General features: G+C 67.5%; 14 protein-coding genes. 2 read left to right on the top strand and 12 right to left on the bottom strand.

All coding sequences use genetic code 11. The features are described 5' to 3' along the window. Nucleotides 1–69: 69 nt before the first annotated feature. The gene (locus BMX43_RS14120) at nucleotides 70–828 is read right to left on the bottom strand and encodes a TSUP family transporter (RefSeq protein WP_091302467.1); all 759 of its coding nucleotides are present in this window, start codon (nucleotides 826–828) and stop codon (nucleotides 70–72) included. Nucleotides 829–951: 123 nt separating this feature from the next. On the opposite strand from BMX43_RS14120, the gene BMX43_RS14115 reads away from it, so the two are divergent. Continuing rightward, nucleotides 952–1,320: a hypothetical protein gene (locus tag BMX43_RS14115; protein WP_091302465.1), complete on the top strand. Its 369-nt coding sequence runs from the start codon at nucleotides 952–954 to the stop codon at nucleotides 1,318–1,320. Here the strand turns inward: BMX43_RS14115 and serB are convergent, their stop codons facing one another. The 8 genes from serB to BMX43_RS14075 all read right to left on the bottom strand — a co-directional run bounded on the left by serB (nucleotide 1,321) and on the right by BMX43_RS14075 (nucleotide 10,098). Continuing rightward, a complete protein-coding gene (gene serB, locus BMX43_RS14110) occupies nucleotides 1,321–2,196 on the bottom strand; it encodes a phosphoserine phosphatase SerB (RefSeq protein WP_091302463.1) in 876 nt (291 codons plus the stop codon). Between the two features lie 122 nt (nucleotides 2,197–2,318). After that, nucleotides 2,319–3,839: a M81 family metallopeptidase gene (locus tag BMX43_RS14105; RefSeq protein ID WP_091302462.1), complete on the bottom strand. Its 1,521-nt coding sequence runs from the start codon at nucleotides 3,837–3,839 to the stop codon at nucleotides 2,319–2,321. A 10-nt stretch (nucleotides 3,840–3,849) separates the two neighbouring features. After that, a complete protein-coding gene (locus tag BMX43_RS14100) occupies nucleotides 3,850–4,800 on the bottom strand; it encodes an ABC transporter ATP-binding protein (protein ID WP_091302460.1) in 951 nt (316 codons plus the stop codon). Beyond that, a complete protein-coding gene (locus tag BMX43_RS14095; protein WP_091302458.1) occupies nucleotides 4,797–5,759 on the bottom strand; it encodes an ABC transporter ATP-binding protein in 963 nt (320 codons plus the stop codon). The genes BMX43_RS14100 and BMX43_RS14095 overlap by 4 nt, the downstream gene beginning before the upstream one ends. After that, on the bottom strand, nucleotides 5,756–6,610 hold the full coding sequence (locus BMX43_RS14090; protein ID WP_091302456.1) for an ABC transporter permease: 855 nt from the start codon (nucleotides 6,608–6,610) through the stop codon (nucleotides 5,756–5,758). Before BMX43_RS14090 ends, BMX43_RS14095 begins: the two co-directional genes overlap by 4 nt. After that, complete coding sequence (locus tag BMX43_RS14085) at nucleotides 6,607–7,533, bottom strand: ABC transporter permease (protein WP_091302454.1); 927 nt, start codon at nucleotides 7,531–7,533, stop codon at nucleotides 6,607–6,609. Before BMX43_RS14085 ends, BMX43_RS14090 begins: the two co-directional genes overlap by 4 nt. A gap of 24 nt (nucleotides 7,534–7,557) precedes the next feature. Further along, nucleotides 7,558–9,135, bottom strand: a complete 1,578-nt coding sequence (locus tag BMX43_RS14080; protein ID WP_091302452.1) for an ABC transporter substrate-binding protein — start codon at nucleotides 9,133–9,135, stop codon at nucleotides 7,558–7,560. Between the two features lie 18 nt (nucleotides 9,136–9,153). Further along, nucleotides 9,154–10,098, bottom strand: coding sequence for a MurR/RpiR family transcriptional regulator (locus BMX43_RS14075; protein ID WP_217643968.1), 945 nt, complete (start codon nucleotides 10,096–10,098; stop codon nucleotides 9,154–9,156). A 203-nt stretch (nucleotides 10,099–10,301) separates the two neighbouring features. Here BMX43_RS14075 and BMX43_RS14070 point away from each other — a divergent pair, with 203 nt between their 5' ends. Continuing rightward, a complete protein-coding gene (locus BMX43_RS14070; RefSeq protein ID WP_091302450.1) occupies nucleotides 10,302–12,251 on the top strand; it encodes an alpha/beta hydrolase in 1,950 nt (649 codons plus the stop codon). A gap of 23 nt (nucleotides 12,252–12,274) precedes the next feature. Here BMX43_RS14070 and BMX43_RS14065 read toward each other — a convergent pair whose 3' ends face one another. The 3 genes from BMX43_RS14065 to BMX43_RS14055 all read right to left on the bottom strand — a co-directional run bounded on the left by BMX43_RS14065 (nucleotide 12,275) and on the right by BMX43_RS14055 (nucleotide 16,069). Then, complete coding sequence (locus BMX43_RS14065; RefSeq protein WP_245749477.1) at nucleotides 12,275–12,922, bottom strand: response regulator transcription factor; 648 nt, start codon at nucleotides 12,920–12,922, stop codon at nucleotides 12,275–12,277. 70 nt (nucleotides 12,923–12,992) lie between these two features. Further along, nucleotides 12,993–15,548, bottom strand: a complete 2,556-nt coding sequence (locus tag BMX43_RS14060) for a hybrid sensor histidine kinase/response regulator (RefSeq protein WP_091302448.1) — start codon at nucleotides 15,546–15,548, stop codon at nucleotides 12,993–12,995. Beyond that, nucleotides 15,545–16,069 (bottom strand): putative pterin-binding protein, encoded by a 525-nt coding sequence (locus tag BMX43_RS14055; RefSeq protein ID WP_091302446.1) that lies wholly within the window; start codon nucleotides 16,067–16,069, stop codon nucleotides 15,545–15,547. The genes BMX43_RS14060 and BMX43_RS14055 overlap by 4 nt, the downstream gene beginning before the upstream one ends. Between the last annotated feature and the right edge of the window lie 77 nt (nucleotides 16,070–16,146).

The raw sequence follows: 16,146 nt of genomic DNA, 5'->3' as shown, positions 1-16,146 counted from the left end.
TAGCGGCGGTGGCGGCTGCGGGCCAGTGGGCCTGCACATGCCCGGCATAAAGAATACGTGACGCAGATGTCAGAGCATCTGCCAGACCAGCCGCAGGGCCAGCGCGCTGGCACTGATCACCAGCAGTGGCTTGATGACCTTGGCCCCGATGCGCATCGCCAGCCGCGACCCGATCCGCGCGCCCGCGATCTGCGCCGCCCCCATCGCCAGCCCCATCCCCCACCACGGCGCGCCCTGCGCGGCAAAGATGCACAGCCCGCCAAGGTTGGACGCGAAGTTGAGAAATTTCGTATGCGCGGTGGCGCGCAGCACGCCATGCCCGGCCAGCAGCACGAAGCCGATCATGTAGAAGGCTCCCGCCCCCGGCCCGATCAGCCCGTCATAAAAGCCGATCAGCGGCACGACAAAGGCGGTGAAGGCGGTCGGGGTGATGCGGGCCAGCCGGTCGTCATCGGTCAATCCCGGTTTCAGCGCGAAGAACAGCGCGATGCCGATCAGGATCACTGGCAAGGCATAGCGCAGCCCCTGTGTCGGGATCAGGCTGACGCCCAGTGCCCCAAGGCCGCCGACACACAGCGCCAGCGCCGCAGCCCCCAGCTGGTGGCGCACCTGCACATGCCCGGCCCGCGCGTAAGAGATCGCCGCCGTGGCCGCGCCAAAGCTGCCCTGCACCTTGTTGGTCGACAGCGCCTGCACCGGGCTGGCCCCGGCCAGCAGCAGCGCGGGCAGCGTGATCAGCCCGCCGCCCCCGGCGATACTGTCCACGACCCCTGCCGCGAAGGCGGCGGCGACCAGCATCGCGGCAAGATCGGCTGTCACTTCAAGCATGAACGCCCCTTTTCGCGGCGTTCTTCCCCTTCGGCGCAAGGATGTAAAGCCCCGCACCACATGATTGTCGCACGCCCCGCGCGGGTATAGCCTGCCCTCAGGGGGCATCAGGGAGGACGCACAATGACCCGGATCAGAATCTTTTGCACGGCGCTGGCCGCCTGTGCGCTGGCAGGCCCCGCAGCGGCCGGGGCGCTGGCCGACGGCAATTATTACTGCGGCCTGTCCCAGTTCCACCTTGGCAATATGGAGATCAGCGGCACCACCTATCGCGGCCCCGCCTTCGACGGCAATTACGAGGGCGACTATCCGTTCGAGCTGACAGAGGGCGGCACGATCAACTGGGGTGGGCCGCTGGGCGGCATCACGGCGGATGGCAATACCGTGGTCAGCACCGTGCTGAAAGACGCGGGCGGCGGGCAGACCGGATATGACATCACCATCCAGAACGCCCGCGGCAATTTTCAGACGATCAGTTGTTGGCCAGACTGATCAGGCGGCGAACTCCTCGCGGCGATAGCCCTGAATGAACAGCAGCGCGGTGAGATCGCCGTGGTTGATGCGGATGTCGCATTGCGCCGCGACCGAGGGTTTGGCGTGCAGCGCCACCCCCGCCCCGGCGCGGTTGAGCATCGCCAGATCATTGGCGCCATCGCCCACCGCCATGGCCTGCGCCACGTCGATGCCAAGGCGGGCGGAAATCTCTTCCAGCGCCTGCAGCTTGGCGGCCTTGCCCAGAATCGGCTCGGCCACCGTGCCGGTCAGCTTGCCATCCGTGGCGTGCAGCGTGTTGGCGCGGTTTTCGTCAAAGCCCAGCGCGGCGGCCACCCGGCCGGTGAAGGCGGTGAACCCGCCCGAGACCAGCGCGGCATAGCCGCCCTGCGCCTTCATCGTGGCCACAAGGGCCTTGCCACCGGGCATGAAGGTGATGCGGTCGCGGTAGACGCGCTCGATGGTGTCTTCCGGCAGGCCCTTCAGCAGGCCCACACGCTCGCGCAGCGCCGCCTCGAAATCCAGCTCGCCATTCATCGCGCGGGCGGTGATGCCCGCGACATAGGCGCCCACGCCCGCCTCGTCGGCCAGTTCGTCGATACATTCCTGCTGGATCATCGTGCTGTCCATATCGGCCAGCAGCAGCGTCTTGCGGCGGCCCTCGGCGGGTTGCACCACCAGATCGACGCCCAGCCCCTGCAGGCTCTCCCACACATCCCAGCGGTTTTCCGGCAGCGCGGGCAGCGCAAATTCCGCCGCCACGCCGGGCTCCAGCCAGACCGCATCGCCGCCGCCCCATGCGTTGCGCAGCGATTCGACGGTGGTGCGCTCCAGCGCGGGGCGTTCGGGCGAGGTGAGAAGCGTGGCGATGAACATCTGCGGGGTTCCGATAGGGGCAAGCGGTGTCGTGAAGGCAGGATGATCCGCCGCATACGGCAAAACGCCCGCCTGCGCCACCCCGCCGTCAGCCCCAGATCAGCGTCCGATCAGCGCCCGCCTCATCCCTGACGCGACGGGGCAAAACCGTCGCGGTCCAGCGGCCAGACCGGCCTGCGGATGCGCCGATAGGGGCGCAGATGCGCCTGCGGCGTGGCCAGCGCGCCGCTGTCGCACACGATCACCCGACCGGCGACCGGCTCAAAGGCGGCGCGGAAATGCTGCATGGATTTCACCACCAGAAAGCGCAGCGCCGCAGGCTCGATCCCGAAGGCGCGCACCTGTTGCAGGTCCAGCATCTGGCCCGGCAGGGTCACGACCAGAATGTCGATGCCCTGCACCCGCAACACCGCAGTCGGACCGAAACTATGGGTGATCCCGCCCAGAATCGGCCCGTCGCCGGTATAGGTGCCATCCGACAGATGCAGGATCTCGCCCGTCAGGGTCAGCGGGCCACCGCCAAAGGCCGGATCGCATTTGCCGCCCAGCGCCAGCGTCACCACATCGCCCGGCGCGTGGCGGTGCAGGATCGCCGCCGCCCCGGCGTCGATCATCGGTGCGAAGGCCCCGCCGGTGGCCCCCGCCGCCAGCAGCGCGGCCAGCAACGCAGTCGCATCGCCATAGGCCCCGGCGCCCGGATTGTCGGCATAATCGGCGATGACCAGCGGGCCCGAGGTGGCATCGTGATCGCGGGCCTGCGCGGCGGCGGCGGCCGGGGTAAGGAAATCGTTCGACACGCTGTCGCGCTGATCCCAGATCGTATCGGCCAGGCTTTCGGCAATCCCCCGCGCGCGCAGGGCGGCGCCGGGCACGGACGCGTCATGGGTCACCAGCACCGTCGGCCCGGCCTCAAGAATATCGGCCTCGGCAAAACCCGCGTTGACGGAAACGGCAAGGATGCCCGGCTCGGCCTCATGGGCGCGGGCACGGGCGTAAAGGGCGGCGGTTTCGGGCACATCGGTCCGACCGGCATTCGCCTCGTCCAGCATCGGGCGATGGGCGCGCAGCGTGGCCGGGCGGCAGGCGCCGCGCATCGCCGCATCCAGCAGCCGCCCCGCATGGCGCCCGGTCTCGCGCATGTCCACATGCGGATAGGTCTTGTAGCTGACGAAGATCTGCGCCTGTTCGACCATGGCAGGCGTGGCCATGGCGTGCAGGTCCAGCGTCACGGCGATGGGCAGATCGGGGCCGACAATGGCGCGCAGCCGGGTCAGCAGCTCCCCCTCGCCATCCTCGCAGAAGTCGGGCACCATCGAGCCGTGCAGGCTGAGCAGGATACCGTCCAGCGTATCGCGCTGCGCGCGGGCACCGTCGCAGATCAGCCCCGCGATATGGTCGAACGCCGCACGCGCCACGCGGGCCCCGGGCGTGGCATGGGCTGAAACGGTATGGGTGATGCGCCAGCCCGCCGCGCGCCCGGCATCCAGAAAGCCCGCCAGTTCCTCGTTCACATCACCGAAACGGTCCACCGCCACCTGCCCGACATCCAGCACGTCATTGCGGAAATCCTGAAGGCTGGTTTCGCCCGCCTTGAAGGTGTTGCTTTCATGGACAAAGGCGCCGGTCAGAACGTGAAAGGGCATGGCAAGGCTTTCAATGCGGGTGGAAACAGGCGACCGGATGGGCGGCATCGCCCCCCAGCGCAGGGCGATCCGTGCGGCAGCGGTCTGTGGCCCGGGGGCAGCGCCCGGCAAAGGCACAGCCGGGCGGCAGGGCGAAGGGGCTGGGAATCTCGCCGGTCAACGGCGCGATGGTGCGGCGGCGGGCCGGGTCCGGCGCAAAGCCGCTGTCGATCAGCGCCCGCGTGTAGGGGTGGCGCGGCGCGGCATCGGCATGCGGCAGCACCTCGACCACCGCGCCCAGATACATCACCACGATCCGGTCGCAGAAATAGCGCACCAGCCCAAGGTCATGGCTGATGAACAGGTAGGTCAGCCCCAGCCGGTCGCGCAGATCGGCCAGCAGGTCGATGATCTGCGCCTGAATCGACACATCGAGCGAGGCGGTCGGCTCGTCCAGCACCAGAAACTCCGGCTCCAGCGCCAAAGCGCGGGCGATGCCGACGCGCTGACGTTGCCCGCCTGAAAGCTGATGCGGGTGGCTGGTGGCCAGCGTTTCGGGCAGACCCACCGCCGCCAGCATCGCCGCCACCGCACCGGAGGGCAGCGCGCGGCGCTGCACCACAAAGGGCTCGGCCAGCACTTCGGCCAGACTGTAGCGCGGATCGAGCGAGGAATACGGATCCTGAAACACCATCGCCATGCGTTTGCGCGCCGCGCGCAGGGCGGCGGGCGGCAGCGCGGTCAACTCGCTGTCGCCCAGCAGCACCCGGCCCGAGGTCGGCTCCAGCAGGCGCAGCACCAGCCGGGCGAGGGTGGATTTGCCGCAGCCGCTTTCGCCGACCACCCCCACCACCTCGCCCCGCGCGATGGACAGCGACACATCCTGTACCGCCATCATGGTGCGCGGGCGTTTCAGGAAACCGCCGCCGGTTTCAAACCGCCGGGTCAGGGCTTCGATGCGGATCAGGGGGGGCGGGGTCATCGGGCCTCCACCGAAAGATGATGGCAGGCGGCGATGCCTGCCCCATGCGGGGTCAGCGGCGGCACGGTGGCGCGGCACAGCGCACTGGCCTGCGGGCAGCGCGGATGAAAGCGGCAGCCGGGCGGAAACTGCAGCGCGCCGGGCACCGCGCCGGGGATGCCGTGCAGACTGCCGCGCGCCATGCCCTCTTGCGGGATGCAGCCGATCAGCGCGCGCGTATAGGGATGCGCCGGGGCGGCAAAGATCGGGTCCACCGCGTTCTCCTCGGCCAGCCGCCCGGCGTAAAGCACCGCCACCCGGTCGCAGATCTGCGCCACCACGCCCATGTCATGGGTGATCAGCAGCAGCGCCAGCCCCCGCTCGCGCACCAGTGCGCCAAGGATCTGGATGATCTGCGCCTGCACCGTGACATCCAGCGCGGTCGTGGGTTCATCGGCCACGATCAGATCCGGGTCACCCGCCAGCGCCATGGCAATGACGATGCGCTGCTTCATCCCGCCCGAAAGCTGATGCGGCCAGGCTTCGGCCACCGCCGCCGCCTCGGGGATGCGCAACTGCGTCAGCAGATCCAGCGTGCGGGCCCGCGCCGCCTGCCGCGACAGGCCCAGATGCAGCCGCGACACCACGTCGATCTGCGCGCCGATGCGCTGCACCGGGTCCAGCGCGGTCATCGGGTTCTGGGTGACAAAGCCGATGCGGCGCCCCCGCAGCGCACGGCGCTGGCCGTCGGTCATCGCGGCAATATCCTGCCCGTCAAACCGCACCGTGCCCCCCGTCACCCGCCCGCCGATCAGCGGCAGCAACCCCATCGCCGCCATCGCCGTCAGCGATTTTCCCGAACCGCTTTCCCCCACCAGCCCAAGAATGTGGCCCGGCTCCAGCCGCAGGCTGATCCGCTCCAGCAGCGCGGCGCGGCCGATGGACACGCTGACCTCCGACAATTCCAGCAGCGCGCTCATACCTGCCTCCGCATCCGGGCCCGGATGTCCAGCTCGGCGATCAGCGCATCGCCGAACAGGTTGATCGCCACCACGGTCACCGCCACGGCAAGGCCGGGGAAGATGATGATCCACGGCGCCTTGAACACCAGCGCCGACCCTGCCGACATCATGCCGCCCCAGCTTGGCACCGGCGGCTGTGCGCCAAGGCCAAAGAAGCCCAGCGTCGCCTCCAGAATGATCGCATCGCCGGTGGCGAGCATGGCCGACACCAGCACCGGCGCCAGCGCATTGGGCAGCAGGTGGCGGAACAGGATATGGGCATTGCCCGCGCCCAGACTGCGCGCCGCCTCGATGAACGTCTCTGATTTCAGGGTCAGGATCTGCGCCCGGGTCAGCCGGGTGAACTGCGCAAGATAGGCCACGCTGATCGCCACCATGGTGCCGGTGGTGCCGGGGCCGATGATCGCCACAAGGATCAGCGCGATCAGAATCTCGGGGAAGGACCATGTGAGGTCCACCACCACCGTCACCGCCCGGTCGAACCAGCCGCCGAACCATGCCGCCGCCGCCCCCAGCGTCATGCCGCAGGCCACCGACAGCGCAATGGCGATGCCGCTTACCGAAAGCGAGGTGCGCGCGCCATAGATCAACCGGGTCAGCAGATCGCGCCCGAACTCGTCAGTGCCCAGCCAGTGGCGGGCCGAGGCCGGTTGATACGCCTCTTTCAGCGCCTGAATGTCATAGTCATAGGGGGTCAGCAGCGGGGCGAACAGCGCGGCCAGGATCACCGCCGCCAGCCAGCCGCCCGCCACCGCCCCAAGGGGGCGGCGAAAGGCGCGCAGCGGGGCGGGCAAGGCGCGTCCGCTCATCCCAGCGCCGCCCGGACGCGCGGGTCCATCGCCGCTTGCAGAATATCGCCCAGCAGCGTGCCCAGCATCACCGCCATGGCCAGCATCAGCAGGCAGGCCTGCACCACCGGATAGTCATGCTGGCTCAGCGATTTGATCAGCAGCGTGCCAAGGCCGGGCCGGGCAAACACCACCTCGACCGTGACCGCCCCGCCCAGAATCCAGCCGATGCGCAGCGCAAGGATGGTGACCACCGGGATCAGCGCATGACGCAGCACATGGCGCAACTGGATGCGCAGCGGCGACAGGCCCTTGGCGTGCAGCAACAGCACGAAATCGCGCCCCGCCGCCTCGATCATCGCCACGCGGGTGATCCGCGCCACCAGCGCCGTGCCACCCAGCCCGATGGTCAGCACCGGCAGCACCAGCGCCTGCCAACTGCGCGCGCCCGACACCGGAAACCACCCCAGCCAGACCGAAAACACCAGCATCAGGATCAGCCCCAGCCAGAACCCGGGCATCGTCGATCCCAGCAGCACCCCGCCCATGATCGCCCGGTCGGGCCAGCGGTCGCGGTTCAGCGCGGCAACCACCCCCAGCCCCACCCCCACGACCGAGGAAAACAGCAGCGCCAGCCCGCCCAGCCGCAGCGAATGGGGCAGCGCCTGCGCGATCAGATCGGCCACCGGGCGACGCGCCACGATGGCCGTGCCCAGATCGCCGGTCAGCACCCGGCCCAGCCACAGCCCGTATTGCACCGGCAGCGGCTGATCCAGCCCATAGCGCGCCTCCATCTCGGTCCGCGCCTGGGGCGACGACCCGACCTTCAGCAGATTGTCGATCGGATCGCCCGGAATGAAATGCAGGATCAGAAAGATCACCAGCGACACGGCAAAGAACACCGGCACGAGCATCAGAACCCGTCGGATCAGATAGGAGAACATGCCGGTATCCCTGCCGTCTGGCCGTTAATCCTTCACTTCCATGTCCATGATCGCAATCGCCCCCACATCGGCGGCGTTCAGCGGCTCGGGCATCACCAGACGGTCCTTGTTATAGGCCACGCTGTTCACCGGCTGATAGATCGGCGCCATCGGGAACTGGGTCAGCACATAGTCATGGTAGGCGGTGAAATTGGCCACCCGCTCTTCCATGTTCTTCGCCCCGGTCATCGCCGCTGCGCGCAGCTCTTCGGCCTTGGGATCATTGAACATCGACACATTGGGGTATCCCAGCCGGTCGCCGCCGAAGAACCAATCGACAATATCGGCATTGTCCCAGTTGTAGGACCGCACGGCCAGTTGCTGTTCGCCGGTCTTGTACTGGTCACGGATCATCGAGCTGTCGAAGGTGGTGATCTCCGCCGCGATCCCCACGGCTTTCAGCTGCGCCTGCACCACTTCGGTCAGACGGCGGAAGATGCTGTCGCTTTGCGTCCACAGGCTGACCTGCAGCGGCTGGCCGTCCTTGGCGCGCACGCCATCGGCGCCCATCACCCAGCCGGCCTCGTCCAGCAGGGCATTGGCGCGGGCCGGGTCATATTTGATCTTCGCCCCGTCCGACACCTTGCTTTCCGGCAACGCCGAAATCAGGAACGTATCGGCCACCGTGCCCACGCCGCCAAAGACCGAGGCAAGGATTTCTTCCTGATTGATCGCCTTGGCCGCCGCCTCGCGCACCCTGATGTCGTCGAACGGGGCCTTGGTCACGTTGATCGGCATATAATACACGTCCTGCCCCGGCAGGGTCAGCACGGCAAGATTGGCTTCCTTCTGCACTTCGGCCAGCAGATCGGCGGGCACGCCGAACAGCATGTCCACCCCGCCGGTCTTCAGTTCCAGAAACGCTGTCGAATCCTCGGCGATCTCGCGGAAGGTCAGCTTTTCGATCTTGGCCGGGCCGGTATTCTTGGCCAGAGGCGAGCCCCATGTGTAATCGTCATTGCGCACCAGCACGGTTTCCTGCCCCACGGCAAAGCTTTCCAGCTTGAAGGGGCCGGTGCCATAAACCTCGGTCACACCGTAATTGTCGCCCAGTTCGACAAAGGATTTCGGTTCGATCACCGACATGTAGCTGGACGAGAGGTTGTAGAGCATGTTCGGCTCGGGCCGCGCCATGACGAATTTCACCGTGGCCTCATCCACCACCTGCACCTCGGCGATGGCCTCGGCCATGTAGGCATTCTCGCTGCCCTTGAACAGGTCCAGCCATTTGGCAATGGTTTCGGCGGTGAACGGTTCGCCATTGTGGAAGGTCACGCCCTTCTTCAGATGAAAGGTCCAGGACATGCCGTCGGGCGCTTCTTCCCAGCTTTCGGCCAGCCAGGGGTGATAGGACAGATCGGCGGCCTGGCTGACAAGGCGGTCAAACAGCAGCGTGGTCGCCTTGTTCAGGTTGGTGGCCTTGATCGGGTTATAGGTCGGCGCGCCCACCTCGCTGGTGTTCAGCACGAAGACCGCCTCTTGCGCCAAAGCGCCCTGCGCGGCGAGCAGTGCCGCGAGGCTGACGCTGGCGGACAGCAGGGTCTTGCGGAAACTCAGGGTCATGTCGGTCCTCTCTGTTGGTTATTTATTGTCTGAATTGGATTTGCCGGGGCCACGGGCCGAGCCCGTATGCCCGATGAATTCGCCGTAAAGGGATGACACCCGCGCCATGCGGTCTTCCACTGCCGCGCCCAGTTCGCGGAACACGCCGTTCACCATCAGCCCGATCAGCGACGACATGGCCGAGGTGGTATCCCAGAAATGGTTCAGGTTGGTGGGCACGGCAAAGACCTCGGTCACCGCATCGCGCGCCCAGTCGCAATAGGGATCGGTGATCAGCGTCACCGGAATCCCCTCGTCCCGCGCGGCCAGCGCCAGATCGCGCGTCAGCCGCGAATAGCGTCGCCCGTCGATCAGCACCAATGTGCTGTCCTCTGGCCCGTCCAGCAGGATTTCGGCGAAATGCCCGCCCGCCACATCGGCCAGATGCACGCCGGGGCGCAGATATTGCAGATTATGCACCAGTTCCGCCGCGCGGCCCCGTTCGGTCTGAAACCCCGCCACCCAGACGCTGCGGCGATGCGACAGGCGTTTCACCATCGCATCGAAAGCCGGGCTGGCCGCCATTTCATAGACCGAGACCATGGCCGCGATCTCGCATTCCAGCGCGCGCGACAGTTCGGCATTGCCCTGCTGGCTGCGGCGGTGGAAATCCTTCAGCCGGTCGCCGATCAGCCAGGCGCGGTCGCCCAGATCCACCTGCAGGCTGCCCTTCAGATCCTTCAGATGCCGATAGCCGATCGCCCGGCAGAACCGGCCGACCGAGGCTTCGGAAACCCCGACCTTCTGCGCCACACTGGCAGCGGTTTCAAACGGCAGCGATTGCAGGGTGGACAGCAGGAACGAGGCGATGGCGCGCTCGGCGGGCGTGCCGCCGGTAGAGGCGGCCGTCAGGCGCTGGCGCAATTCGCCTGCCGTCGCAGCCACGCCCAGCCCTTCAGATATGCCCCGGTCATCCTGCTGCAAGGCCAAGTCTCCGCTTGTCTGAATCGAGCGTGTCAGGATTCTTTCATTGAGTCAATGTTACAAGTAAACTGCAAAATTCCCGCCACCCGGCCCGGATTTCCCGCAGGGCCGCGCGCGCCCCTCCCGCCTTTCGCAAATCGGATAGCCCGGCCACCGGCGGCGGTGTTACGCCTTCTGGCACCCCGCAATTTCAGACGTGACCCATGGACATCCAGACCATCCTCGCACTCATCGCGGCGCTGACCGGCACGCCGGATCATCGCCCGGCACCCGCAGCCGATGCCCTGCGCACCGCAGGGGTGACGCTGACAAGCTGCCCGCGCCCGCTGCCCCCCGACGAGGTGGAGGGCCGCACCATCCAATGCGGCACGGTCCGCGTTCCCGAAGATCACGCACAGCCCGATGGCAAACAACTCGACCTGTTCTTCGCCATTCTGAAAGCGCAGACCATGTTCCCTGAACCCGACCCGGTGGTCTATCTGCAAGGCGGCCCCGGCGGCAGCGCGGTGGCGCATATCCCGCTGTTTGAACGGGTCTTCCGCCCCTGGCGCCCGCGCCGCGACATCGTGATCTTCGACCAGCGCTCGGCCGGGCTGTCCGGGTCATCGGTCAACTGCTACAAGGCGCTGTCGGAAAACCAGTATGATCTGCTGGCGCCGGCGGCAGAAAAGACCAGCGATGTGGCCGATACCCGCATCGTCACCGAATGTGCGGCAGAGCTGAAGGCCAGCGGCATCAACCTGTCGCTCTACAACACCACGCAGAACGCGCAGGATGTGCAGACGGTGGTCAAGGCGCTGGGATATGGGCCCTACAACATCTACGGCATTTCCTACGGCACCAAACTGGCGCTGGAGGTGATGCGGGTGGCGCCCGAAAACCTGCGCTCCGTCATCATCGACGGCGTGGCACCGTCCTGGGTGCATCTCTACAACTCTTTCGCGCTCAAGACCGACGAGGCGATCCAGACCGTTGTCGATCAATGCGCCGCCGATCCGGTCTGCGACAGCGCCTTTCCCGATCTGGGCCGCATCGTGACCGAGGTGTTGAACAAGGCCGCCGCTGGCGGGCTGACCGTCCGGGGGCAGACCGTGCCGGTTGCTCTGGTCGTGGCCCCGTTCAATGCGCGCAACGGCCAATATGATTCCAGCAGCATCACCCGCTATATCCCGGCCTATGTCTATGAACTGCACCGCGGCAGAGAAATGCCAACGGTGGAAATGCTGCTCGACGCCGGGTTGAAACAGCCCAAACCCGGCGAGCCGGAGGTGCTGGCCGCAGCGGCAAAGCTGACGCCAGAGCAGCGCGCGCTGGTCGCACGCCTGCTCGACGATGTGGCCATAACCAACCGCGCCGCAACCAGTGCGGCGGCGCTGGTCGAAGATCTGCGCGCCTCGGTCGAAAACAGCACGACCTTCGGACCGATGGCCGGGCTGTTCGATCAGGAACTGGGCCGCGCCATGCTGGCTCTGCTGCAGGCCGACAAGACCCTGCTGAAAACCATCATCGCCGATTACGTGGCCCTGCAATCCGCCCCGCCCTCCCGTCAGGCACTGGCCGATTTCGTCACCCGCCATCTGCAGGGCGAGGCGCAGGCACGGCTCACCTCCATCATCGCCGCCATGTCCCCGGCGGAAATCGACGCCTCGTTCACCATCATCCGCCGCGACAGCTATGCCGCGCAGCAGGGTTTCCTCTCGGGCCTCTACCTCGACATCTATGCCTGTCAGGAAGACATCCCGTTCAACACGCTGGACGGCTACAAGGCCGCCACCGCCTCAGCGCGCTATCCGCATCTGGGCACGCTCTATGACGGGCTGGCCGACATGTTCTTCGCCTCATGTGCGGCCTTCGATCCGAAACCGCGCGCCAACTGGAACGTGCCGGTTGCCAGCGACATTCCCATCCTGTCCTTCGGCAGCCTGTACGACATCCAGACCCCGGCAAGCTGGGCAAAGATCGCAACCGAACAGATGACCCATGCGCAGGTGTTCATGATCCCCGAAGCCGGGCATGGCGCGGTGATCTATCAGCCCTGCGTCGCCGATATGGGCGTGGCCTTCTTCGACGATCCGTCGCGCCAGTTCGATGACAGTTGCCCCGCCAGCATTTCGATCGACTGGTTCAAACCCGGCTGGGTCGCCGCAAAGTGAACGCGGGGGCGGCACCGCCCCCCTCAGCCGATGCCGTTGCTTTCGGCGATCATCGCCGCCTGCGTGCGGTTGCGCGCGTTCAGCTTGGTGCAGATCGCGCGGACATGCATCTTGATCGTCACCTCGCTCAGCCCCATCTGGCCGGCGATTTCCTTGTTCATCAGCCCTTCGCGCAACGCGCGCAACACCTGCAACTCGCGCGGTGTCAGGCCAAAGCCGCCCTGCGGCGGCGGCGCCGGGGCATCGAAATTGTCGGGCAGATAGGTCTCGCCTGCCAGAATCCGCCGAATCACCCCGGGCAGATCGCGCGGGGCGGTGCTTTTGGGGATATAGCCCGCCGCCCCCCGGCGCAGCGCCTCCAGCACCGTCTCGCGCCGGGCCAAGCCGGAAAACAGCGCGACAGGCCGCCCGCCATTGCGCGCGCGCAATTCGGCAATGCCCTCCACCCCGTCCATGCCGGGCATCGAAAAATCCAGCAGCACCAGATCGAACGGCCCCTCGGCGCGCACCGCATCGCCCGCCGCCGAAAAGCTTTCCACCGTGACGACATCGAACCGCCCCTGCGCCCGCAGATGCGCCGCCACCAGATCGCGCACCAGCGCGTGGTCATCCGCGATCAGCAGGCGGGTCCGTCCGCTGTCCGTCTCGCCCATGCTGCCCCCGTCTGCCATGGCCCGCCTGATACGGCGGCCTGACCGACAGATAGCACCACCGCCCGCCGGGAACAAATGCGACGCGTGATCACCCGGCCAAATGGTGCAGAACCGCCTGGCGCACCGCCGCCCATTCCGCCGCAAGCCGCCCCGGCAATGCCTGCGGCACCCCGTCTTCCGTCTCCAGCGCGCGCTCCAGCGCCTGCACCTCGCGCAGCAGGCTGCGCCCGCCAAACAGCCCGCAGGCCCCCTGAAACCGATGCGCGCGCAGCCGTTGCCCTGCCGCATCGGTGCCGTCGCCGCGCAGCATCGCCATCAGCGCATCGCCCTCGGCCACGAACCGCGCCACGGCCTCCTGCCGGGCCTGCGGCGACAGGATCGCCACCAGATCGTCCAGCGCCGTTTCGTCGATCTCGGGCGCCGGCCCGACGGACAGGCCGCGCAGCACCTGCGCCAGCGCCGCAAAGGTCAGCGGCTTGCGCAGCACCTCAGTCAGCCCGGCCTCGGCGAAGCGGCGCAATTCCTCTGGCATCCCATGCGCGGTCAGCCCGACGATCCGCGCCCCGGCCGAGGCCCCCTGCGCCCGGATCGCCTGCGTCGCCGCGATCCCGTCCAGCACCGGCATCGAGATGTCCATGAAGATCAGATCGAAGCGGTGCTGCGCCGCAAGGTCCACCGCAATGGCGCCGTTTTCCGCCGCGCTGACCCGCTGGCCCAGATGTTCCAGCATTTCCTGCAACACGATGCGGTTGGTCGGATTGTCCTCGACGATCAGCACCTCGGCCTGCGGCACAGGCCCGCCCGGATCGGGCGGCGCCTCCGGCTCTGCCGCCAGCGTCTCGGCGGGCTGCATCCGGGCGGTGAACCAGAACAGGCTGCCATGGCCCGGCACGCTGTCCACGCCGATCTCGCCCCCCATCTGTTCCACCGCGCGCCGGGCGATGCCCAAGCCCAGCCCGGTGCCCTCGGTCGCCCGGTCATAGCCGCTGTCCAGCGTCTCGAACGGCTCGAAGATCCGGTCCAGCTTGTCCGCCGCGATGCCGATGCCGGTATCCTGCACCGTGATGCGCACCAGCACGCCGCCAGCCTCCAACCCAGCCTCCAACCCGGTCTCCCGCTCCAGCGCCGCGCGGATCAGGATCGTGCCGTCCTGCGTGAACTTCACCGCATTGCCCACCAGATTGAGCAACGTGCGCAGGAAGATGCGCCGCGGCCCGCTGACCTCGGCCGCCGCCTCGGGCGGCAGGTCCAGCGTGATGCGGTTGCCCCGCCGCTGCGCCAGCGGCGCCGTCTGTTCGGCGATCTCGCGCAGGGTGCGGCTGATGTTGAACCGGGCGGGCGCCTCGACCGGCTCGCACCCGTCCAGCCGGGTCAGCTCCAGCACATCGTTGATCTGTTCCAGCGCCAGATGCGAACTGGCCTCGGCAATCCCCAGAAATTTTTCCTGCCGCCGCCCCAGCCGCGTGGTGCGGCGCAGGATTTCCAGCGCGGCAATCGCCCCGTTCAGCGGCGTGCGCATCTCGTGGCTCATCACCGCCAGAAACCGGCTTTTCACCTCGGCCGCCGCCAGTGCCGCATCCCGCGCCGCGCGCAGGCTCGTCTCGAACCGCTGCTGTTCCGAAATGTCGCGGATGAAGGCGAACACCACCTTCTGCCCGTCGCCATCCCGGTCGGTCACCAGCGCCAGTTCGATCGGCAGCGGGCTGCCGTCGCGGCGCTGGGTCGTCACGATCACCCGGCCCGGCGGCGGCTCGCCCTCCAGCCCGCCCGCCAGATAGCCGCGCAGCGCCTCGGCCTCGGCGGCCTCCTGCGGGCCGGGCAGGATCACTTCGGCGAAATTCGCCGCCAGCATGGCATCGCGCCCATAGCCGAAAATCGCCTCTGCCGCCGGGTTCACCTCCAGCACGCGCCCGTCGGCCCGCGCAAGGATCACCCCGTCCAGCGACGCCGCGATGGTCTTTTCCAGATTGGAGCGCATCCGTTCCGCCACCTGCCCGCGCCGGCGCAGCTGCACCGCCAGCCGCGACATCAGCCAGCTTGTGCCCAGCAACAGCCCGATCAGCACCAGCGCCACCACGGCAAAGCGCGTCAGCAGCACGCTCAGCGCCTCGCGTTCGGCGGCATTGGTTTCCACCAGCAAGGCCAGCGCGCCCACCACGAAGCGCCGCGTGGTACGCCGGACCTCGGCCATATCTGCCGCGATCAGCGGCAGGGCGGCGATCAGCGCCGCGTCGGGCTGATCCATCTCGCGGGCGATCCCCTCCGACAGATGCACCACATGCGTCCAGTCCGCATCGCGCCTTTCGCGCGCCAGCGGCCCCGGCTGGTCCAGATGGCCCGCAATCACCCGGATGCGGCTGAAATAGATGTCCGCCGCCCGCCGCAGCGCCAGCAGCGTCGCGGCATCGACCTCGGCCCCCGGCCGTTGCGCCGTTTCCAGCGCCAGCGCGAATTTCAGCGCATCCACCTCGATCTGCGCGATCAGCCAGGTTGTGTTGTCGGTCTGCGAACTGCGCGCGGCATCCAGCTTCAGGCTGACGTTATAGGCGTTCACCACCAGCAGCCCCAGCCCGATCAGCACCACCCCGACCAGCGGCCAGAGCCATGGCACCAGCCGGTCAGAGCCGCCCGCGCGCGGCGTCACGGCACCAGCGCCCGCACCGCGACAATCTGCCAGACGCTGCTGGCATAGACGGGTTCAGTCTGAAAATCGGGGGTGCTGTCATAGGGATAAAGCACCCAGAGCGGCCCGTTCTCGCGCACGTCGAAGGCCTGCCCGTTCTGCCGCGTGGCGATGATCGGCACCGTCTCTGTCGTCTCGGCCAGATCCAGCTCGACCACATAGTCGTTCAGCGCGGCCAGCTCCACCCGCCCTCCCTTGATCCCGGCCGCCGCCAGAACCACCCGCAGCGGCGGGCCGGAAAAGCTCAGCACCCCATCGGTCCAGATGGTGGTTGTGGTGAAGCTCTGCTGCGGCAACGTCTCCAGCGCCGCGCGATCAAAGCTGCGGGTGTTGCCCGCAGCATCGGTCACCGTCAGCAGCACCCCCTCCTGCGCCCAAGCGACCGACAGCGCCGCCTGCAGCAGCAGCGCAAGCAACATCGCCCCGGCACCGGCCAGGATCGTGCGGCCCTGCCAGCCTGCCGCGAATCGCCACACCTGCATCCTGTTCGGCCTCTTCCTGTGCAAAGCGCGCCGACTATACAGGGCGAAAACCGCAGGGCCACACTATCTTAAGGTCA

The sequence above is a fragment of the Gemmobacter aquatilis genome (genome assembly GCF_900110025.1).
In the GTDB taxonomy this organism is placed as follows: domain Bacteria; phylum Pseudomonadota; class Alphaproteobacteria; order Rhodobacterales; family Rhodobacteraceae; genus Gemmobacter; species Gemmobacter aquatilis.
The sequence above is the reverse complement of the archived record's forward strand: the minus strand, read 5'-3'. Positions and strand labels throughout refer to the sequence as shown.